This is a genomic window from Actinomadura roseirufa (assembly GCF_900659635.1).
In the GTDB taxonomy this organism is placed as follows: domain Bacteria; phylum Actinomycetota; class Actinomycetes; order Streptosporangiales; family Streptosporangiaceae; genus Spirillospora; species Spirillospora roseirufa.
Genome location: NZ_CAACVB010000170.1, coordinates 1 through 16776, shown reverse-complemented (window position 1 = coordinate 16776; position 16776 = coordinate 1). Strand labels below are relative to the sequence as shown.

General features: G+C 69.4%; 28 protein-coding genes. 3 read left to right on the top strand and 25 right to left on the bottom strand.

Features of this window, described 5'->3' with window-relative positions; all coding sequences use genetic code 11:
• Window positions 1-630, top strand: a 630-nt coding sequence (locus tag E1291_RS42305) for a hypothetical protein (protein ID WP_165495319.1), incomplete at its 5' end; no start/stop codon positions are given.
• Between the two features lie 51 nt (window positions 631-681).
• Here E1291_RS42305 and truA read toward each other — a convergent pair.
• The 8 genes from truA to infA form a co-directional block, all read right to left on the bottom strand.
• Window positions 682-1638, bottom strand: a complete 957-nt coding sequence (truA, locus tag E1291_RS28540; RefSeq protein WP_207400989.1) for a tRNA pseudouridine(38-40) synthase TruA — start codon at window positions 1636-1638, stop codon at window positions 682-684.
• A gap of 188 nt (window positions 1639-1826) precedes the next feature.
• On the bottom strand, window positions 1827-2363 hold the full coding sequence (rplQ, locus tag E1291_RS28535; protein ID WP_131741172.1) for a 50S ribosomal protein L17: 537 nt from the start codon (window positions 2361-2363) through the stop codon (window positions 1827-1829).
• Between the two features lie 311 nt (window positions 2364-2674).
• Entirely contained in the window at window positions 2675-3688 is a 1014-nt protein-coding gene (locus tag E1291_RS28530; protein WP_131741171.1) for a DNA-directed RNA polymerase subunit alpha, read from the bottom strand.
• Between the two features lie 113 nt (window positions 3689-3801).
• Window positions 3802-4428 carry a 30S ribosomal protein S4 gene (gene rpsD, locus E1291_RS28525; protein ID WP_131741170.1) on the bottom strand — a complete coding sequence of 209 codons (627 nt, stop codon included), beginning with the start codon at window positions 4426-4428 and terminating at the stop codon, window positions 3802-3804.
• A gap of 21 nt (window positions 4429-4449) precedes the next feature.
• Window positions 4450-4851, bottom strand: a complete 402-nt coding sequence (gene rpsK / locus E1291_RS28520) for a 30S ribosomal protein S11 (protein WP_021596710.1) — start codon at window positions 4849-4851, stop codon at window positions 4450-4452.
• 57 nt (window positions 4852-4908) lie between these two features.
• The gene (gene rpsM, locus E1291_RS28515; protein ID WP_131741169.1) at window positions 4909-5289 is read right to left on the bottom strand and encodes a 30S ribosomal protein S13; all 381 of its coding nucleotides are present in this window, start codon (window positions 5287-5289) and stop codon (window positions 4909-4911) included.
• A gap of 254 nt (window positions 5290-5543) precedes the next feature.
• Window positions 5544-5657, bottom strand: coding sequence for a 50S ribosomal protein L36 (gene rpmJ, locus E1291_RS28510; protein ID WP_021596712.1), 114 nt, complete (start codon window positions 5655-5657; stop codon window positions 5544-5546).
• A 66-nt stretch (window positions 5658-5723) separates the two neighbouring features.
• Window positions 5724-5945 (bottom strand): translation initiation factor IF-1, encoded by a 222-nt coding sequence (infA, locus tag E1291_RS28505; protein ID WP_018657567.1) that lies wholly within the window; start codon window positions 5943-5945, stop codon window positions 5724-5726.
• A gap of 313 nt (window positions 5946-6258) precedes the next feature.
• Here infA and E1291_RS28500 point away from each other — a divergent pair, with 313 nt between their 5' ends.
• Together E1291_RS28500 and E1291_RS28495 are read left to right on the top strand one after the other, a co-directional pair.
• A complete protein-coding gene (locus E1291_RS28500) occupies window positions 6259-6816 on the top strand; it encodes a hypothetical protein (RefSeq protein WP_131741168.1) in 558 nt (185 codons plus the stop codon).
• A 172-nt stretch (window positions 6817-6988) separates the two neighbouring features.
• Complete coding sequence (locus E1291_RS28495) at window positions 6989-7804, top strand: phosphodiesterase (protein WP_131741167.1); 816 nt, start codon at window positions 6989-6991, stop codon at window positions 7802-7804.
• Between the two features lie 28 nt (window positions 7805-7832).
• On the opposite strand, the gene E1291_RS28490 is transcribed toward E1291_RS28495, so the two are convergent.
• The 17 genes from E1291_RS28490 to rplP all read right to left on the bottom strand — a co-directional run bounded on the left by E1291_RS28490 (window position 7833) and on the right by rplP (window position 16628).
• Window positions 7833-8264 carry a DUF1707 SHOCT-like domain-containing protein gene (locus E1291_RS28490; RefSeq protein WP_242614426.1) on the bottom strand — a complete coding sequence of 144 codons (432 nt, stop codon included), beginning with the start codon at window positions 8262-8264 and terminating at the stop codon, window positions 7833-7835.
• Between the two features lie 44 nt (window positions 8265-8308).
• Window positions 8309-9130 carry a type I methionyl aminopeptidase gene (gene map, locus E1291_RS28485; RefSeq protein ID WP_131741165.1) on the bottom strand — a complete coding sequence of 274 codons (822 nt, stop codon included), beginning with the start codon at window positions 9128-9130 and terminating at the stop codon, window positions 8309-8311.
• A gap of 76 nt (window positions 9131-9206) precedes the next feature.
• The gene (locus E1291_RS28480; RefSeq protein ID WP_131741164.1) at window positions 9207-9857 is read right to left on the bottom strand and encodes an adenylate kinase; all 651 of its coding nucleotides are present in this window, start codon (window positions 9855-9857) and stop codon (window positions 9207-9209) included.
• On the bottom strand, window positions 9857-11152 hold the full coding sequence (secY, locus tag E1291_RS28475) for a preprotein translocase subunit SecY (RefSeq protein WP_131741163.1): 1296 nt from the start codon (window positions 11150-11152) through the stop codon (window positions 9857-9859). The genes E1291_RS28480 and secY overlap by 1 nt, the downstream gene beginning before the upstream one ends.
• A gap of 215 nt (window positions 11153-11367) precedes the next feature.
• Window positions 11368-11850 (bottom strand): 50S ribosomal protein L15, encoded by a 483-nt coding sequence (gene rplO, locus E1291_RS28470; RefSeq protein WP_131741162.1) that lies wholly within the window; start codon window positions 11848-11850, stop codon window positions 11368-11370.
• A gap of 1 nt (window position 11851) precedes the next feature.
• Window positions 11852-12034, bottom strand: a complete 183-nt coding sequence (rpmD, locus tag E1291_RS28465) for a 50S ribosomal protein L30 (protein WP_021596720.1) — start codon at window positions 12032-12034, stop codon at window positions 11852-11854.
• Window positions 12031-12657: a 30S ribosomal protein S5 gene (gene rpsE / locus E1291_RS28460; protein ID WP_131741174.1), complete on the bottom strand. Its 627-nt coding sequence runs from the start codon at window positions 12655-12657 to the stop codon at window positions 12031-12033. The genes rpmD and rpsE overlap by 4 nt, the downstream gene beginning before the upstream one ends.
• Window positions 12658-12685: 28 nt before the next feature.
• Window positions 12686-13072: a 50S ribosomal protein L18 gene (gene rplR / locus E1291_RS28455; RefSeq protein ID WP_131741161.1), complete on the bottom strand. Its 387-nt coding sequence runs from the start codon at window positions 13070-13072 to the stop codon at window positions 12686-12688.
• Between the two features lie 2 nt (window positions 13073-13074).
• Entirely contained in the window at window positions 13075-13611 is a 537-nt protein-coding gene (gene rplF / locus E1291_RS28450) for a 50S ribosomal protein L6 (protein WP_131741160.1), read from the bottom strand.
• 16 nt (window positions 13612-13627) lie between these two features.
• Entirely contained in the window at window positions 13628-14026 is a 399-nt protein-coding gene (gene rpsH, locus E1291_RS28445) for a 30S ribosomal protein S8 (protein ID WP_131741173.1), read from the bottom strand.
• A gap of 138 nt (window positions 14027-14164) precedes the next feature.
• On the bottom strand, window positions 14165-14350 hold the full coding sequence (locus E1291_RS28440; protein WP_131741159.1) for a type Z 30S ribosomal protein S14: 186 nt from the start codon (window positions 14348-14350) through the stop codon (window positions 14165-14167).
• Between the two features lie 2 nt (window positions 14351-14352).
• The gene (gene rplE, locus E1291_RS28435; protein WP_131741158.1) at window positions 14353-14937 is read right to left on the bottom strand and encodes a 50S ribosomal protein L5; all 585 of its coding nucleotides are present in this window, start codon (window positions 14935-14937) and stop codon (window positions 14353-14355) included.
• 5 nt (window positions 14938-14942) lie between these two features.
• A complete protein-coding gene (gene rplX, locus E1291_RS28430; RefSeq protein WP_131741157.1) occupies window positions 14943-15251 on the bottom strand; it encodes a 50S ribosomal protein L24 in 309 nt (102 codons plus the stop codon).
• Window positions 15251-15619: a 50S ribosomal protein L14 gene (rplN, locus tag E1291_RS28425; protein WP_021596728.1), complete on the bottom strand. Its 369-nt coding sequence runs from the start codon at window positions 15617-15619 to the stop codon at window positions 15251-15253. The genes rplX and rplN overlap by 1 nt, the downstream gene beginning before the upstream one ends.
• Before the next feature lie 70 nt (window positions 15620-15689).
• On the bottom strand, window positions 15690-15971 hold the full coding sequence (rpsQ, locus tag E1291_RS28420; RefSeq protein ID WP_131741156.1) for a 30S ribosomal protein S17: 282 nt from the start codon (window positions 15969-15971) through the stop codon (window positions 15690-15692).
• Window positions 15964-16209 (bottom strand): 50S ribosomal protein L29, encoded by a 246-nt coding sequence (rpmC, locus tag E1291_RS28415; RefSeq protein WP_131741155.1) that lies wholly within the window; start codon window positions 16207-16209, stop codon window positions 15964-15966. Before rpmC ends, rpsQ begins: the two co-directional genes overlap by 8 nt.
• Complete coding sequence (gene rplP, locus E1291_RS28410) at window positions 16209-16628, bottom strand: 50S ribosomal protein L16 (RefSeq protein ID WP_131741154.1); 420 nt, start codon at window positions 16626-16628, stop codon at window positions 16209-16211. Before rplP ends, rpmC begins: the two co-directional genes overlap by 1 nt.
• Between the last annotated feature and the right edge of the window lie 148 nt (window positions 16629-16776).

Genomic DNA, 16776 nt, shown 5'->3' with positions numbered 1-16776 from the left:
GTCGCGGCGCTGTTCGCGCTCGGCGGCGGCGGATCGGGCGGCGGCGAGGCCCGCCGGACGCCCGAGGGGCCCCGCGGGACGGCGGTGCCGACGGCGGCGGCGCCGAAGCCGGTCGACATCGGCGACGAGAAGACCGACCCCAAGGACCTGGCCTTCACCGAGGTGTTCCCCCAGGAGTCCGTCAAGCTCGGCGGGCGCACCTACGTCCGCGACCGGTGGTCCATCAACCGCAAGCTCAGCTACGCGGCCGGCGGCACGATGCTGACGGCGCTCCAGCGGCAGGGCTGCCGCAAGATCGTGCGAGCCACCTATGTCGACCGGGGCAACTCGCTGACCATCACCGCGGGCGTCGCGGTGATGCCGAACAAGGCGGCGAGCGAGCGGATCGCCGAGTCCGGCGACCCGGTGAAGTACGAGTGGTTCCGCGGCATGTCCGCCAAGCACGCGCCGGACGTCGACAGGGGCGGCGGGTTCGCGGGCTCGACGATCCGCGGCCGGTACGTGATCTACGCGTACGTGCAGTGGGCCAACGGCAAGCAGGCCAAGCCGGGCGACCCGATGTTCAAGCAGGTCGCCCAGCAGTTCCTGGACTACACCGCCCGGCCGCTCGAAGCCCGGGTGCACGCCTGACCCGGCGGCGGCCGCGCCCCGCGCGGCCGCCCAGCCGGTCCCGCCCCGGCCTCACTCGCTCCCGGACGCGCCGCTCCCGGCGGCGGGACCACCCGCCGCGCCGTTCCCCACGGGGCCGTTCCCAGAGCCGCCGTTGCCCGCCGCGCCGTTGGCGGGGGCGCCGTTCGCGGCCGCCGCTGCCGCGTTCAGCGTGCGGACGCGGCGGGTCTCCTGCGCGCGCCGCGCCAGGCTGTCGTCGTCGGGGTAGCGGATCTCCTCCAGCGACAGGCCGTGCGCGGGCGCCACGTTCACCCCGGAGTCGCGGACGCGGGCGGCGAGCACCCGCGCGGGCCACTCCGGCTCGCGCCGCCCGTCCCCGACCATGAGCAGCGCCCCGACCAGTGCCCGGACCATGGAGTGGCAGAACGCGTCCGCCTCGACGGTCGCGAAGGCGAGGTGCGGGTCGCGGTCGTCGCGCGTCCAGGCGTACCGCAGCAGCTCGCGGATCGTCGTCGCGCCCTCGCGGCGGCGGCAGTACGCGGCGAAGTCGTTCTCGCCCACCAGCAGCCCGGCCGCCTCGTTCATCCGGGCCAGGTTCAGCGGACGGGGGTGCCACAGGACGTCGCGGCGGCGCAGCGGCGGCACGCCGACGGGGTTGTCGCAGACCCGGTACACGTAGCGGCGGGACAGGGCGGAGAAGCGCGCGTCGAAGCCCTCGGGCGCGATCGAGACGCGCCAGACCCGCACGTCCGCGGGCAGGAGCCCGGCCAGCCGGCGCGGCATCGTCCCGTTGATGGCCGAGTAGGCGGCGACCGGCACTACGAGGTGCGCGACCTGCCCGCTCGCGTGCACGCCGGCGTCGGTGCGCCCGGCGACGGTGAGCATGGGCGGCGGGTCGAGTCGCAGCATCCGCGCCAGCGCGTCCTCGATGACGCCCTGGACGGTCCGCTGGCCGGGCTGGCGGGCCCAGCCGGCGAAGTCCGTCCCGTCGTAGCCGATGTCGAGGCGGAGTCGTACCAGTGCCGTCATGTCAGGTGGACTGTCCTTCGCGTCGTGCTCCCCGTCCGCCGCCTTGGGCGGACGCCACCCCCCGTGAATCGTCGCCTCCCTGACATGACCATGGATCAAGTCTCGCAAAGATCGGGCCCACCGTCTCGTACCAGACGGTGGGCCCGTTCATGTCGTGCCGAGAATAGGCGACGACCTGTAACCTCCGGTTACTCCTTGCCGCCCTCGGGCGCCTCGGAGCCGGCCTCGGTGTCGGCGTCGGAGTCGGCCGTGGCGTCGGTGTCGGCGCCGGTCTCGGCCTTGTCGAGCTTCACCTCGTCCTCGGCGGGCGCCTCGGCCGGGGCCGCGCTCTCGGTCGCCGGGGCGGCCTGCGCGGTGGCGGCGGCGAGCTGCTCCTGCACCAGCTCGATCACGGCCATAGGGGCGTTGTCGCCCTTGCGCGGCCCGATCTTGGTGATGCGGGTGTAGCCGCCGGGACGGTTCTCAAAGCGCGGCGCGATCTCGGTGAAGAGCTCGTGCACGACGCCCTTGTCCCGGATGACCTTGGCGACCTGGCGGCGGTTGTGCAGGTCGCCGCGCTTCGCCTTGGTGATCAGCTTCTCCGCCAGCGGGCGCACCCGCCGGGCCTTGGCCTCGGTGGTGGTGATGCGTCCGTGCTCGAACAGCGCCGTGGCGAGGTTCGCCAGGATGAGCCGCTGGTGCGCGGCGCTACCGCCGAGGCGGGGCCCCTTGGTGGGCTGAGGCATTGTTGCTTCCTTCCTGCATCGGCCGTACCAGGTACCGATGTCAGCGGGCGGCCGAGAGAACTCCCGACCGCATGGGACATAGGGGACCGATCAACGGCCCCGGTGTGAACGCCGAGGCAGATCAACGCCCCCGGCGCTCACGCTGAGCGCCGAAGCCGACCACGACCTCAGCACTCAGGCGAGCGCGCGACCTGACCGGCGGGGCAAAGCCGAAGGCGAGCCCCGCCGGGAAGATCGCGAAGCGATTCGCGCTCGCACAAGATCGGTCAAGGGCCGAGCCGCCAGGCGAGGTCCTTGGGCCGAGCTTGCAATCAATACTGCTCGGTCTCGGCGTAGCTCTGGTCGTCGTCGCCGTAGTTGTCCGCCGCCGCGCTCGGGTCGAACCCGGGCGGGGAGTCCTTGAGCGACAGGCCCATGTCGTTGAGCTTCTGCTTGACCTCTTCGATCGACTTGGCGCCGAAATTCCTTATATCGAGAAGGTCCTGCTCGCTGCGGGCGACCAGCTCGCCCACAGAGTGGATGCCCTCGCGCTTGAGGCAGTTGTAGGAGCGGACCGTGAGGTTCAGCTCCTCGATCGGCAGGGCCAGGTCCGCGGCGAGCGCGGCGTCCGTGGGGGACGGGCCCATGTCGATGCCCTCGGCCTCGACGTTGAGCTCCCGGGCCAGGCCGAACAGCTCGACGAGGGTCTTGCCGGCGGAGGCGACCGCGTCGCGCGGCAGCATCGCCTGCTTGGTCTCGACGTCCAGGATGAGGCGGTCGAAGTCGGTGCGCTGCTCGACTCGGGTCGCCTCGACCTTGTAGGTGACCTTGAGCACGGGCGAGTAGATGGAGTCGATCGGGATCCGGCCGATCTCCTGGCCCGGCTGCTTGTTCTGGGCGGCCGAGACGTAGCCGCGGCCGCGCTCGACCGTCAGCTCCATCTCCAGCTTGGCCTTGTTGTTCAGCGTGGCGATGTGGAGGTCCGGGTTGTGGACCTCGACGCCCGCCGGCGGCGCGATGTCGGCCGCGGTCACCTCGCCGGGGCCCTGCTTGCGCAGGTACATGACGACGGGCTCGTCGTGCTCGGAGGAGACGACGAGCTCCTTGAGGTTCAGGATGATGTCGGTGACATCCTCCTTGACCCCGGGAACGGTGGAGAACTCGTGCAGGACGCCCTCGATGCGGATGCTGGTGACGGCCGCGCCGGGGATCGAGGAGAGCAGCGTACGGCGGAGCGAGTTGCCGATCGTGTAGCCGAAGCCCGGCTCCAGCGGCTCGATGGTGAACCGCGACCGGTACTCGTCGACCTGCTCTTCGGTGAGAGTGGGACGCTGAGCGATGAGCATGTTGGTGCCTTCTTCCCGCGGTGCCCGCTATTTGACGACCGCGTTCTGGATTGTTCCCCGAATCCGCCGGGTTCCCACGGACGAGCCGCGGAAACCCGGCGGGCGTTGAGCCCCTACTTGGAGTAGAGCTCGACGATCAGCTGCTCCTGGACGGGAGCGTCGATCTGCTGCCGGACCGGCAGCGAGTGCACGAGGATCCGCATCTTGTCGGCGTCGACGCCGAGCCAGGCGGGAACCTGGCGGTCGCCGGCCTCGGCCTTGGCGACCTGGAACGGCGTCATCTCCAGGGACTTGCCCTTGACGTCGACGATGTCGGCCTCGCCCACCTGGAAGGACGGGATGTCGACCTTCTTGCCGTTGACCCGGATGTGGCCGTGGCGGATCAGCTGGCGGGCCATGTCGCGGGACTTGGCGAAGCCCGCGCGGTAGACCACGTTGTCGAGGCGGCGCTCGAGCAGGGTGAGAAGGTTCTCACCCGTCTTGCCGCCCTGGCGGTTGGCCTCGACGTAGTAGTTGTGGAACTGGCGCTCCAGCACGCCGTAGATACGGCGGGCCTTCTGCTTCTCGCGGAGCTGCAGGAGGTACTCGGTCTCCTTCGGCCGGCCGCGGCCGTGCTCACCCGGCGGGTAGGGCCGGATCTCGATCGGGCACTTCGGGCCCTCGCACTTGCTGCCCTTGAGGAACAGCTTCATCTTCTCGCGGCGGCAGAGCTTGCAGTCCGCACCGGTGTAACGAGCCATGGTTCTAGATCTCCCCTTGCCTCAGACCCGGCGGCGCTTGGGCGGGCGGCAGCCGTTGTGCGGGACGGGCGTGACGTCCTGGATGGAGCCCACCTCGAGGCCGGTCGCCTGCAGCGATCGGATGGCGGTCTCGCGGCCCGAGCCCGGGCCCTTGACGAAGACGTCGACCTTGCGCATGCCGTGCTCCATCGCGCGCCGGGCGGCGGCCTCGGCGGCCTGCTGCGCGGCGAACGGGGTCGACTTGCGCGAGCCCTTGAAGCCCACGTGGCCCGAGGAGGCCCAGGAGATCACGTTGCCGTTGGGGTCGGTGATCGAGACGATCGTGTTGTTGAACGTGCTCTTGATGTGGGCGTGCCCGTGAGCGACGTTCTTCTTCTCCTTGCGGCGCACCTTCTTGGCGCCGACACGGCTCTTAGGAGGCATCTGCTCTCTCTACTCGTGAGGTCATCGATCCGGACGGACCGGACGGGTCCGGGCGGACTACTTCTTGCCGGCCTTCTTCTTGCCGGCCACGGTCTTCTTCTTGCCCTTGCGGGTGCGCGCGTTGGTCTGCGTGCGCTGCCCGTGCACGGGCAGCCCGCGGCGGTGCCGGATGCCCTGGTAGCACCCGATCTCGATCTTCCGGCGGATGTCCGCCTGGACCTCGCGGCGGAGGTCACCTTCGATCTTGTAGTTCGCCTCGATCCAGTCGCGGAGCTTCACCAGCTCGTCGTCGCCGAGCTGGTGCACCCGCAGGTCGCCGCTGATGCCGGTGCCCGCGAGGGTCTCCAGCGCGCGCGTCCGGCCGATGCCGAAGATGTAGGTGAGAGCGACCTCGAGGCGCTTGTCGCGCGGGAGGTCGACGCCGAGGAGGCGTGCCATCGTGGGCAGTTCCCTTCATTTCGCGGAGGTATGGACACATCGCGTCCGCACACACCCTGCCCGGGTGGCGGCCTCGGCCTCCGGCGATCCGAGGGTGCCCCTTCACACCACGGCGCCGTACGACCCGATCACGGTCGTCTCCCGGACGTGGATCCCGGGAGGGGAAGCGGGGCTTCCCGACCATGTGGCCGTACGGCGACCTGTGTGAAGGCTGCGATGCGCTTGCTGTCGTGCGCTTGTCGTGCTGCTGGGCGTCAGCCCTGACGCTGCTTGTGGCGCGGGTCGGAGCAGATCACCATGACCCGGCCGTGCCGGCGGATGACGCGGCACTTGTTGCAGATCTTCTTGACGCTCGGCTTGACCTTCACTGGGTCTCCTAAGGATCAGGGTCACCCCCGTGCCGCCACGCACGGGGAAGGCAACCCCAGTGGGATTTACTTGTAGCGGTAGACGATCCGACCGCGCGTGAGGTCGTAGGGGCTCAACTCCACAACGACGCGGTCGTCCGGCAGGATCCGGATGTAGTGCATCCGCATCTTGCCGCTGATGTGGGCGAGCACCTTGTGCCCGTTGTCGAGCTCCACCCGGAACATCGCGTTCGGGAGGGACTCGATGACGGTGCCCTCGATCTCGATGGCCCCTTCTTTCTTGGGCATGTCCTCCGCGCTTCACTGGTCGGCTCATTGGACGCGGCCCACCGAGCGAAACCGGCCGCAACCCACGTCACGACACCGGAACGGCGGTGAACAGGGGATCAGGCGGCCTACAGCGGACCGACATAGGAGTCTACGGCACCGGACCACCGAATGCGAAATTGTCGCACGATACGGCTCCGGAGACTGCTCCCGACCCAAGCATACCTTGCTCCCGCGTTGTACCTTTCCAGGAGAGCCGCGAGGCGGACGGCGAGGTGACGGGGGTCGTGCCCCCACAATGACAGGACGTGGACACGTCCCGAGGAGGGTCAGCATGCCGAGCTATGACTTCGCGCTGATCCTCAGCCGTCCCCTCTACGAGGACGAGCTGGACCCGCTGTTCGACCGCACCCACGGCGCGGTCACGGTGTCGATCATCAGTGACGCGGCGCACGCCGAGCGCCCCGGCAACGCGTCCTGCTCCTGGCAGGGCCCCACGCTCGCCGCGGCGATCATGGAGGTGGTGCAGCACGTGGAGGCCAGCGCGCCCGGGTTGCACGTCCTGCAGGTCGAGGCCGATCCGCTGCTGACGATCCGCGACATCGCCGAGCGGGTGGGCCGCTCGTTCGACTCCGTCCGGCTGGCGATCACCGGCGCGCGGGGGCCGGGCGGCTTCCCCGCCTCGGAGATCTCCACCGCGGGCCACCGGCTGTGGCGGTGGTCGAAGGTGGCGGCCTGGTACGGGCTGGAGGACCCGCAGCTCGTGGAGGCCAAGCCGACCGTCCAGGCGATCAACGGCTGGCTGGCGCTGCGCGACGTCGTGCCGGACGTGGCGCCCGCGCCGGAGGACGTGACCTCGGCGCTGTCGCTGGTGATCCCGCACGTCGCCTGACCGGCGCCCGGTGATCTTCTTCTCGTCGGCGCGAGTCGACAGTGCGGCCGGGCGTACGCGAAGATCGTCCCAGCACCCCCGGGGCCGCGCGACCCGCACGACCGGCCGGAGGGCGGATCCGGACGTGCCCGCGACGCCGGTCCGTGATGTGCTTGGGCAAGGGGGAGGATCAATGGCGATCATCGCACAGCTGAGCGATATCCACCTGGCGGCCGGACGCGACGGCGAGGTGGACGACGGCTCCGGGCCGGTCCGCGCCCTGCGCGCCGCGGTGTCGAGCCTGCTCGCGCTGCCCGCCCGCCCCGACGCGGTCGTGCTCACCGGCGACCTCACCGACGGCGGCCGGCCCGCCGAGTACGCCCGGCTGCACGCGCTGCTGTCCCCGCTGCCGATGGCGGTCTATCCCATGGCCGGCAACCACGACGACCGCGACGCGCTCCGCGCGGCGTTCGCCGACCATCCGGCCGTCGCCGAGACGGGCTCCTCCCCGCAGGCCCCCGTCCAGTACGCGGTGAACGTCGCCGGGGTGCGGCTCGTCTGCTGTGACACGACCGTCGAGGGGCACCCCCACGGTCACATGGGCGAGGACCGCCTCGCCTGGCTGGACGACACGCTCGGCGCCGCACCGGACGTCCCCACCGTCGTGGCGACCCACCACCCGCCGTTCCCGATCGGCATCCGCTTCATCGACGACATGGGGCTCGACGACTCCTCCGCGTTCGCGGCCGTGATCGCCCGGCATCCGCAGGTCGTCCGCGTGACCAGCGGGCATGTGCACCGCGGCTCGGTCGGCTCGCTCGCCGGGCGCGTCAGCACGACCTGCCCGAGCACCTACCGGCAGCTGTTCCTCGACCTCACCCGCCCCGGCCGCGCCGCCGTCACCGGCGAGCCCGCCGGGTTCGCCGTCCACCTGGTCGGCGACGACGGCTCGGCCACGACGCACTTCGTCCCGACGGGCAGCTACCGCCCGCTGATGGACGTCGAGTAGGGGCGCCGCCCCGGGCCGGGGCCGCCGGTCAGTCGCGGCGGCGGGGGCCGAGCAGTGAGCCGGCCAGGATGACCGCGCCCCACGGGCCCGCCACCCACAGCCACCACGGGTACACCACGTGACCCGTCAGCGCCATGATCATCCATACCGTGAGGTTGATGCCGCTGACGAGCGCCCAGGTGCCCCACATGGCCCGCGCGCCCCACCGGTACAGCTGTCCGGGCGACCGCCGGACCGGCACGGGCGCCCCGCTCGTGTGGCGCTGCGCCGCCGGGACGGGCAGCTCGTGCAGGTCCTCCTCGGGCAGGTCCGCGGTGACCGCCTGCAGGTCGCCGAGCGTCTTGGCCGCGTACGCCGACTCCAGCCGCTCCTGCAGCTCGTCCATCGTGATCCGGCCCTCGGCGCAGTGCTCGCGCAGGCTCACCGCCACCCGGTCGCGATCAGCGTCCGACGCCCGCAAGTCAGGATTCTGCGCCATCTCAGCCCCCAAGGGTCCGGCCCCGGTCAGGGCGAAGTGTCCGACTCCAGCTTGGCGAACCACTCCCGGCCCTCGTCAAGTGCCGTCAGCACGCGCGGGCCGTCGGGGGTGACGGCGAACGTGTGCTCGAAGTGGGCCGAGGAGCGTCCGTCGGTGGTCACGACGGTCCAGCCGTCGGCCAGCTCGGCGGTCTCCTTCGTGCCGAGATTGACCATCGGCTCGACCGCGAAGCACATCCCGGCGGTCAGCACGGGCCCGTGCCCGGCGGCGCCGTGGTTGGGGATCAGCGGGTCCATGTGCATCTCGGTCCCGATGCCGTGCCCGCCGTACCCCTCGACGATGCCGTAGGGGCCCTGAGAGCGGATGTGAGCCTCGATCGCGTGCGAGATGTCCGTAAGCCTGGCCCCGGCGCGCCCGGCCGCCAGACCGCGCCACAGGGACTCCTCGGTGACCTCCAGCAGCCGCCGCAGCTCCGCGGAGATCTCCCCCACCGGAACCGTGATCGCCGCGTCGCCGTGCCAGCCCCCGACGATCGCGCCGCAGTCGATGGAGATCACGTCGCCGTCCCGCAGCGTCTTGGCGGCGTTCGGGATGCCGTGCACGATCTCCTCGTTGACCGAGGCGCAGATCGTGCCGGTGAAACCGTGGTAGCCCTTGAAGGACGGGACGCCGCCGTTGTCGCGGATGTGCCGCTCGGCGAGGGTGTCCAGGTCCATCGTGGTGATCCCGGGCTTGACCGCCTCGCGGAGCAGTTCCAGCGTCCGGCCGACCAGCAGCCCGGCGGCCCGCATGAGCTCGACCTGCTCCGGCGTCTTCACCTGGATCGCGGGCCTACGGCGTTTGAACATCTCTCCCCCTGAGGCGGTCCGCCGGGGCCGCTTTCGGGCGACCCCGGCGTGTGGACGCGGCGTCGCCGCGTCCGCGTCACTTCTCCAGCGGGCGGAGCGCGGTGAGCGCGCGCTTGGTGACCTCTTCGACGGGACCGGTCGCGTCGATGCCGACCAGGATGTCCTCGTCGGCGTAGAACTGCACGAGCGGCGAGGTGTCGTGCCGGTACACCTCCAGCCTGTGCATGACGACCTCTTCCTTGTCGTCGTCACGCTGGAACAGGTGGCCGCCGCAGTCGTCGCAGATGTTGTCCTTCTTGTCGTCGAAGTCGACGTGCCAGATGCGCCCGCAGCGGTCGCAGGTGCGCCGGCCCGACAGCCGCCGGACGACCTCGTCCTCGTCGACGACGAGCTCGAGGACGATGTCGAGCCTCGTGTCGAACTCCGCGAGGATCTTCTTGAGCGTCTCCGCCTGAGGGACGTTGCGCGGGAACCCGTCCAGCAGGAACCCGTCGCGCGCGTCGTCCTCGGCGAGCCTGTCGCGCACCATGGCGATCGTGACCTCGTCGGGGACGAGGTCACCGCGGTCCATGTACTGCTTGGCCTGCCGGCCGAGCTCGGTACCGCCGCTCACGTTGGCGCGGAAGATGTCACCTGTCGAGATCTTCGGGATGGACAGATGAGATGCGATGAACTGGGCCTGCGTCCCCTTGCCCGCTCCCGGGGGGCCCACCAGCACGATACGCACTACCGGAGGAAGCCCTCGTAGTTGCGCTGTTGCAGCTGACTCTCGATCTGCTTCACGGTATCCAGTCCGACGCCGACGACGATGAGGATGCTCGTGCCGCCGAACGGGAAGTCGTTGGTCGCCTTCAGGAGTGCGAACGCCACCATCGGGATCAGGGCTACGAGCCCCAGGTACAACGCACCGGGAGTGGTGATCCGGGTCAGCACGTAGTCGAGATACTCGGCGGTCGGCCGACCAGGACGGATACCTGGGATGAACCCACCATACTTCTTCATGTTGTCGGCCACTTCAGTGGGGTTGAAGGTGATCGCCACGTAGAAGTAGGTGAAGAAGATGATGAAGACGAAGAAGACGCCCATGTGCCAGGCGTTGTCCTGCTGCAGGTAGGGCTGGAGCTTCTGCAGCCACTTGGTGTCCGGCCACAGCTGGGTCGCCAGAACCGGCAGGTAGAGCAGCGATGAGGCGAAGATCACGGGGATGATGCCCGCCTGGTTGACCTTCAGCGGGATGTAGGTCGACGTCCCGCCGTACATGCGGCGGCCGACCATGCGCTTGGCGTACTGGACGGGGATGCGCCGCTGGGCCTGCTCGACGAACACGACGCCGGCCATGATGGCCAGGCCCACGACCAGCACCATCGTGAAGATGAAGCCGCCCCGCGCCTTGTAGATGCTCCAGAACTGGGCGGGGAACACCGCGACGACCTGCGTGAAGATCAGGATCGACATGCCGTTGCCGACGCCGCGGTCGGTCACCAGCTCGCCCAGCCACATGATCACCGATGTGCCGGCGACCATGCAGATCACCATCGTCACGATCGGGAAGATGCCGGTCTCGTAGAGGATCTGGTCACCGCCGGACACGCCCTGGAAGAGCTGCCCCGTGCTGGCCATCGCCACGATGCCGGTGCCCTGCAGGATCGCGAGCCCGACCGTCAGGTACCGGGTGTACTGAGTGATCTTCGTCGTACCGGCCTGGCCCTCCTTCTTCAGGGCCTCCAGCCGCGGGATCACCACGGTCAGCAGCTGCAGGATGATGCTCGCGGTGATGTAGGGCATGATCCCCAGCGCGAACACCGAAAGCTTGAGCAGTGCGCCACCGCTGAACAGGTCGACAAGGCCGTAAAGCTGGTTGTTAGCCTTCGCCTTGTTGGCGGTGTCATGCAGCACCTTGACGTTCACGTTGGGTGTCGGCAGGTTCTGCCCGATCCGGAAAACCAAGATCATAAACAACGTGAACAACAGCTTTTTACGCAGGTCAGGCGTACGGAAAGCCCGAGCGAACGCGGTCAGCACCATTCCTCCTGCGCGACTGGCGAAATCATGGCCGCCGAGGGGCCGGTTACAGGTCCATGAGGTACGGCGGACGGGACCGTGTGGAATCTCACGTCGGCCACTTCCGCCGGTGTGACTCTAACAGCACATGAGACCGGGGCCGCCCCACCGAGCGCATGGACCTTCCGGCCCCCTGCGCAAGGCGAACACGGCCCCGGCATCGAAGGTGTTCCTTCTTACAGCTCGTCGGCGGTCCCACCGGCCGCGGCGATCTTCTCCTTGGCGGCCGAGGAGAAGGCGTGCACCTTCACCTGGACCGCGACGGAGATCTCGCCGGTGCCGAGGACCTTGACCGGACGACCGCGGCGAACCGCGCCCCGTGCCGCCAGGTCGTCCGCGGTGACCTCGCCGCCCTCGGGGTAGAGCGCGGCGAGCTTGTCCAGGTTCACGACCTGGAATTCGACCCGGTTCGGGTTCTTGAAGCCCTTAAGCTTCGGAACCCGGCGGATCAGCGGCATCTGCCCGCCCTCGAAGCCGACGGGGACGGTGCTGCGGGCCTTGGTGCCCTTGGTGCCGCGGCCCGCGGTCTTGCCCTTGGACGCCTCGCCGCGGCCCTTGCGGGTCTTGGCCTTGTTGGCGCCGGGGGCCGGACGCAGGTCGTGCACCTTCAGCGGGGTGCCCTCGCCGCCCGCGGCGCCCTTCTCGAGATCAGTCGCCATGTCAGTCGACCTCCTCGACGGTGACCAGGTGGGCCACCGTCCGGATCATGCCGAGCACCTCGGGCCGGTCCTCACGGACGACGCTCTGGCCGATCTTCTTCAGGCCCAGGGTGCGCAGCGTGTCACGCTGGTTCTGCTTCTCGCTGATCACGGACTTGGTCTGCGTGATCTTCAAGTTGCTCATGAGGTGGCGGCCTCCGCCCGTGGCTCATTGCCCGCGGCGCGCGCCCGCAGCATGGCGGCGGGGGCGACGTCCTCGATCGGCAGGCCGCGCTTGGCCGCGATCTCCTCGGGCCGCTTCAGCGCCTTCAGGCCGGCGATCGTCGCGTGCACGATGTTGATCGCGTTGTCGCTGCCCAGCGACTTGCTCAGCACGTCGTGGATGCCCGCGCACTCCAGCACCGCGCGCACCGGGCCGCCGGCGATGACGCCGGTACCGGGGCTGGCCGGACGCAGCAGGACCTCGCCCGCCGCGTCCCGCGCCTGCACCAGGTGCGGGATGGTGCCCTGGATGCGCGGCACCTTGAAGAAGTGCTTCTTGGCCTCCTCGACGCCCTTGGCGATCGCCGCGGGCACCTCCTTGGCCTTGCCGTAGCCGACGCCGACGGTGCCGTTGCCGTCACCGACGATCACCAGGGCGGTGAAGCTGAAGCGCCGTCCACCCTTGACGACCTTGGCGACACGGTTGATCGCCACGACCTTCTCGATGTACGACTGGCCCTTGTCGGCGCCACCGCGGCGGTCGTCGCGGCGGCCGTCGCGACGGTCGCCACCCTGACCGCCACCACGCCTCTGCGCTGCCATCAGTGGTTCCTCTCGTTCGCCTTGTGAGGGGTCACAGCTCCAGGCCCCCCTCGCGCGCACCGTCCGCGACGGCGGCGATGCGGCCGTGGTACTTGTTGCCGCCGCGGTCGAAGACCACCGCGGAGACGCCGGCCTCCCGCGCCCGCCGCGCGACGAGCTCGCCGACCTTGCGGGACTTGGCCGTCTTGTCGCCGGACTCGGCGCGCAGGTCCGCCTCCATCGTCGACGCGGAGGCCACCGTGTGGCCCTTGTCGTCGTCGATGACCTGGACGAACACGTGCCTGGTGGAGCGGGTCACGACCAGGCGAGGACGCGCGGCGCTGCCCACGACCTTCTTCCGGACCCGCAGGTGCCGGCGCTTGCGGGACTTGGCCCGCGCCGACGTGGCCTTGCCGGCCAGGGTCTTGGTGCCTGCCATGACTACTTACCAGCCTTTCCGACCTTGCGCCGGATCTGCTCGCCCTCGTAACGCACGCCCTTGCCCTTGTACGGGTCGGGCTTACGGAGCTTGCGGATGTTCGCGGCGACCTCGCCGACCTTCTGCTTGTCGATGCCCTCGACGACCAGCTGGGTCGGCTTCTCCACGGTGAAGCTGATGCCCTCCGGGGGCTCGACCGTGATCGGGTGGCTGTAGCCGAGCGAGAACTCCAGGTTCTTGCCCTTGGCCACCACGCGGTAACCGACTCCCTGGATGACCAGGGTCTTCTTGTACCCCTCGGTCACGCCGACCACCATGTTGTTGATCAGCGACCGGGTGAGCCCGTGCAGCGCACGGACCGTGTTGATGTCGTTGGGCCGGGTCACGACGACCTGGCCGTCCTCCAGCTGGACCTCGATGGGCTCGGCCACCGTGATCTCCAGCGTGCCCTTCGGCCCCTTGACGGTGACCTCGCGGCCGTCGAGCCTGACCTCCACGCCACCGGGCACGGCGATGGGGAGACGTCCGATACGAGACATTGTTAGAGCCCTCCCCTCACCAGACGTAGGCGAGGACTTCGCCGCCCACGCCGCGCTTGCCCGCCTGCCGGTCCGTCATCAGGCCGGAGGACGTCGAGATGATCGCGACGCCCAGTCCGCCCAGGACCTTCGGCAGGTTGTCCTTCTTCGCGTACACGCGCAGACCCGGCTTCGAGACGCGCTTGATTCCGGCGATCGAACGCTCGCGGGTCGGGCCGAACTTGAGCTCGATGGTGAGCTTCCTGCCGACCTCGGCGTCCTCCACGGTCCAGCCCGAGATGTACCCCTCCTGCTGGAGGATCTCGGCGATGTGCGCCTTGATCTTCGAGTACGGCATGGCCACGGAGTCGTGGTACGCCGAATTCGCGTTGCGCAGACGCGTCAGCATGTCTGCGATCGGGTCGGTCATCGTCATGGCCTGCTGGCCCTCCCTCGCCACGGTTTCCTCGGGCCGTTGGAGCCCGTGGACCTTTGGCGCGGTCGTGGGCACCGTCGCCGGTGCCCGGTGGTTATTACATGCCGGTGCGCCGCCCCCCGCGCGGGGGGCGGACGGTCACCAGCTGGACTTCGTGATGCCGGGGAGCTCGCCGCGGTGGGCCATCTCCCGGAAGCACACGCGGCACAGGCCGAACTTCCGGTAGACGGAGCGCGGACGGCCGCAGCGCGAGCACCGAGTGTACGCGCGCACCTCGAACTTGGACTTGCGGGACGCCTTGGCGATCAGCGACTTCTTCGCCATGCTCAGTTCTCCTTGAAGGGGAAGCCCAGGAGCTTGAGCAGCGCCCGGCCCTCGTCGTCGGTCTTCGCCGTCGTCACGACCGTGATGTCCATGCCCCGCTGCCGGTCGACCTTGTCCGGGTCGACCTCGTGGAACATGACCTGCTCGGTCAGGCCGAAGGTGTAGTTGCCGTTGCCGTCGAACTGCTTCGGCGACAGGCCGCGGAAGTCACGGATGCGGGGCAGGGCGGTGGCGAGCAGCCGGTCCAGGAACTCCCACATGCGGTCGCCGCGCAGCGTGGTGTGCGCGCCGATCGGCATGCCCTCGCGCAGCTTGAACTGCGCGATGGACTTGCGGGCCCGGTTCACGGCCGGCTTCTGGCCGGTGATCGCCGACAGGTCGCGGATCGCGCCCTCGATCAGCTTGGCGTCCTTGGCCGCGTCGCCGACGCCCATGTTGACCACGATCTTGGTCAGCCCGGGAATCTGCATGACGTTGGCGTAGCCGAACTGCTCCTGCATCCCCTTCGCGACCTCTTCGCGGTAGCGGAGCTTGAGCCTCGGCTGGGGGACGGGACGCTCGGTGGCCTCGGTGACGGTCTCGGTCATCGGTCTCAGATCTCCTTCCCGCTACGGCGCGAGATCCGGACCTTCGTGCCGTCCTCGTCGACGCGGTAACCGGCGCGAACCGGCTTGCCGTCCTCGACGAGCGCCACGTTGCTCACGTGCAGCGGCGCCTCGACCGTCACGCGCCCGCTCTCCTTGCCGGCGCGCTGCTGGTCGGCCTTGATGTTCTTGGTGATCAGGTTGACGCCCTCGACGACGACGCGCTCCGCGCGCGGGTCGACGCGCAGGACCTTGCCCGTCGCGCCCTTGTCCTTGCCGGCGATGACGACGACCTCGTCGCCCTTACGGATCTTCATCACAGCACCTCCGGCGCGAGCGAGATGATGCGCATGAACTTCTTCTCGCGCAGTTCGCGGCCCACCGGGCCGAAGATACGGGTGCCGCGGGGGTCGCCGCCGTCCTTGATCAGGACGGCCGCGTTCTCGTCGAAGCGGATGTAGGAGCCGTCCGGGCGCCGGCGCTCCTTGCGGGTGCGCACGACGACCGCCTTGACGACGTCACCCTTCTTCACGCCCGCGCCGGGAAGGGCGTCCTTCACCGTCGCGACGATGATGTCGCCGACTCCCGCGTAGCGCCGACCCGAGCCGCCGAGAACCCGGATGCAAAGGATCTCCTTCGCGCCCGTGTTGTCGGCGACCTTGAGTCGCGACTCCTGCTGGATCACGTCAACTCCTGTTCGTCACACCGGTTCTGCTCCGGACCTCGTCCGGTGCGCAGCCTGGTGGAACCAGTAATTACTTGGCCTTCTCGAGGATCTCCACCACGCGCCAGCGCTTGCTGGCCGACAGCGGGCGGGTCTCCATGAGACGGACGCGGTCGCCGACGCCACACTCGTTGGCCTCGTCGTGCGCCTTGTACTTGGTCGTGCGGCGGATCACCTTGTGGTACTTGGCGTGCTTCACGCGGTCCTCGACGGACACGACCACGGTCTTGTCCATCTTGTCGCTGACCACCAGACCCTCGAGGATCTTGCGGCTGCTCCGCTTGTCGGTCTGCTCGGTCGTCTGCTCAGTCATCGTCGCCCTCCCCGGCGTCCTCGGCGACCGTGACGATGCCGAGCTCGCGCTCCCGCATCACGGTGTAGATGCGGGCGATCTCCCGCTTCACGGTGCGCAGCCGCCCGTGGCTCTCCAGCTGTCCGGTCGCAGCCTGGAAGCGGAGGTTGAACAGCTCCTCCTTGGCCTCCCGGAGCTTGGTGACCAGGACGTCCTCGGGCTCGGTCCGCAGGTCGTCGGCGGTAAGACCCTTGGCCATCAGGACTCACCAACCTCTCGCTTGACGATCTTGCACTTCATCGGGAGCTTGTGGATCGCGCGGGTGAGCGCCTCCCGGGCGACATCCTCGTTCGGGTAGGAGATCTCGAACATCACGCGACCCGGCTTGACGTTGGCCACCCACCACTCGACCGAGCCCTTGCCGGAGCCCATGCGGGTCTCGGCGGGCTTCTTGGTCAGCGGACGGTCCGGGAAGATGTTGATCCACACCTTGCCGCCACGCTTGATGTGACGGGTCATCGCGATACGCGCGGCCTCGATCTGCCGGTTCGTCACGTACGCCGGCTCGACCGCCTGGATGCCGTACTCGCCGAACGTCACCTTGGTGCCGCCCTTGGCCATGCCCCGGCGCTTCGGGTGGTGCTGCTTGCGGTGCTTGACCTTGCGAGGGATCAGCATGGGTTACTCAGCTCCCCTCACCCTGCGGAGCAGCCTCGGCCGTCTGCGCCGGCTGCTCGGAACTCTGCTGCTGCTTCGGCGCGCCGCGGTCGCCCCCGCGGTCGGCACCGCGCTCGCCGCCACCGCGGCCGCCACGCCCGCCACGGCC

What these genes read in the sequence shown, in the direction of transcription:
- truA (WP_207400989.1), bottom strand. Translation starts at nt 1,638, where the DNA reads ATGACGGCACTGGTACGACTCCGCCTCGACATCGGCTACGACGGGACG.
- rplQ (WP_131741172.1), bottom strand. Translation starts at nt 2,363, where the DNA reads ATGCCTCAGCCCACCAAGGGGCCCCGCCTCGGCGGTAGCGCCGCGCAC.
- E1291_RS28530 (WP_131741171.1), bottom strand. Translation starts at nt 3,688, where the DNA reads ATGCTCATCGCTCAGCGTCCCACTCTCACCGAAGAGCAGGTCGACGAG.
- rpsD (WP_131741170.1), bottom strand. Translation starts at nt 4,428, where the DNA reads ATGGCTCGTTACACCGGTGCGGACTGCAAGCTCTGCCGCCGCGAGAAG.
- rpsK (WP_021596710.1), bottom strand. Translation starts at nt 4,851, where the DNA reads ATGCCTCCTAAGAGCCGTGTCGGCGCCAAGAAGGTGCGCCGCAAGGAG.
- rpsM (WP_131741169.1), bottom strand. Translation starts at nt 5,289, where the DNA reads ATGGCACGCCTCCTCGGCGTCGACCTCCCGCGCGACAAGCGCCTCGAG.
- infA (WP_018657567.1), bottom strand. Translation starts at nt 5,945, where the DNA reads ATGCCCAAGAAAGAAGGGGCCATCGAGATCGAGGGCACCGTCATCGAG.
- E1291_RS28500 (WP_131741168.1), top strand. Translation starts at nt 6,259, where the DNA reads ATGCCGAGCTATGACTTCGCGCTGATCCTCAGCCGTCCCCTCTACGAG.
- E1291_RS28495 (WP_131741167.1), top strand. Translation starts at nt 6,989, where the DNA reads ATGGCGATCATCGCACAGCTGAGCGATATCCACCTGGCGGCCGGACGC.
- map (WP_131741165.1), bottom strand. Translation starts at nt 9,130, where the DNA reads ATGTTCAAACGCCGTAGGCCCGCGATCCAGGTGAAGACGCCGGAGCAG.
- rplO (WP_131741162.1), bottom strand. Translation starts at nt 11,850, where the DNA reads ATGGCGACTGATCTCGAGAAGGGCGCCGCGGGCGGCGAGGGCACCCCG.
- rpmD (WP_021596720.1), bottom strand. Translation starts at nt 12,034, where the DNA reads ATGAGCAACTTGAAGATCACGCAGACCAAGTCCGTGATCAGCGAGAAG.
- rplR (WP_131741161.1), bottom strand. Translation starts at nt 13,072, where the DNA reads ATGGCAGGCACCAAGACCCTGGCCGGCAAGGCCACGTCGGCGCGGGCC.
- rplF (WP_131741160.1), bottom strand. Translation starts at nt 13,611, where the DNA reads ATGTCTCGTATCGGACGTCTCCCCATCGCCGTGCCCGGTGGCGTGGAG.
- rpsH (WP_131741173.1), bottom strand. Translation starts at nt 14,026, where the DNA reads ATGACGATGACCGACCCGATCGCAGACATGCTGACGCGTCTGCGCAAC.
- E1291_RS28440 (WP_131741159.1), bottom strand. Translation starts at nt 14,350, where the DNA reads ATGGCGAAGAAGTCGCTGATCGCCAAGGCGTCCCGCAAGTCCAAGTTC.
- rplE (WP_131741158.1), bottom strand. Translation starts at nt 14,937, where the DNA reads ATGACCGAGACCGTCACCGAGGCCACCGAGCGTCCCGTCCCCCAGCCG.
- rplX (WP_131741157.1), bottom strand. Translation starts at nt 15,251, where the DNA reads ATGAAGATCCGTAAGGGCGACGAGGTCGTCGTCATCGCCGGCAAGGAC.
- rpsQ (WP_131741156.1), bottom strand. Translation starts at nt 15,971, where the DNA reads ATGACTGAGCAGACGACCGAGCAGACCGACAAGCGGAGCAGCCGCAAG.
- rpmC (WP_131741155.1), bottom strand. Translation starts at nt 16,209, where the DNA reads ATGGCCAAGGGTCTTACCGCCGACGACCTGCGGACCGAGCCCGAGGAC.
- rplP (WP_131741154.1), bottom strand. Translation starts at nt 16,628, where the DNA reads ATGCTGATCCCTCGCAAGGTCAAGCACCGCAAGCAGCACCACCCGAAG.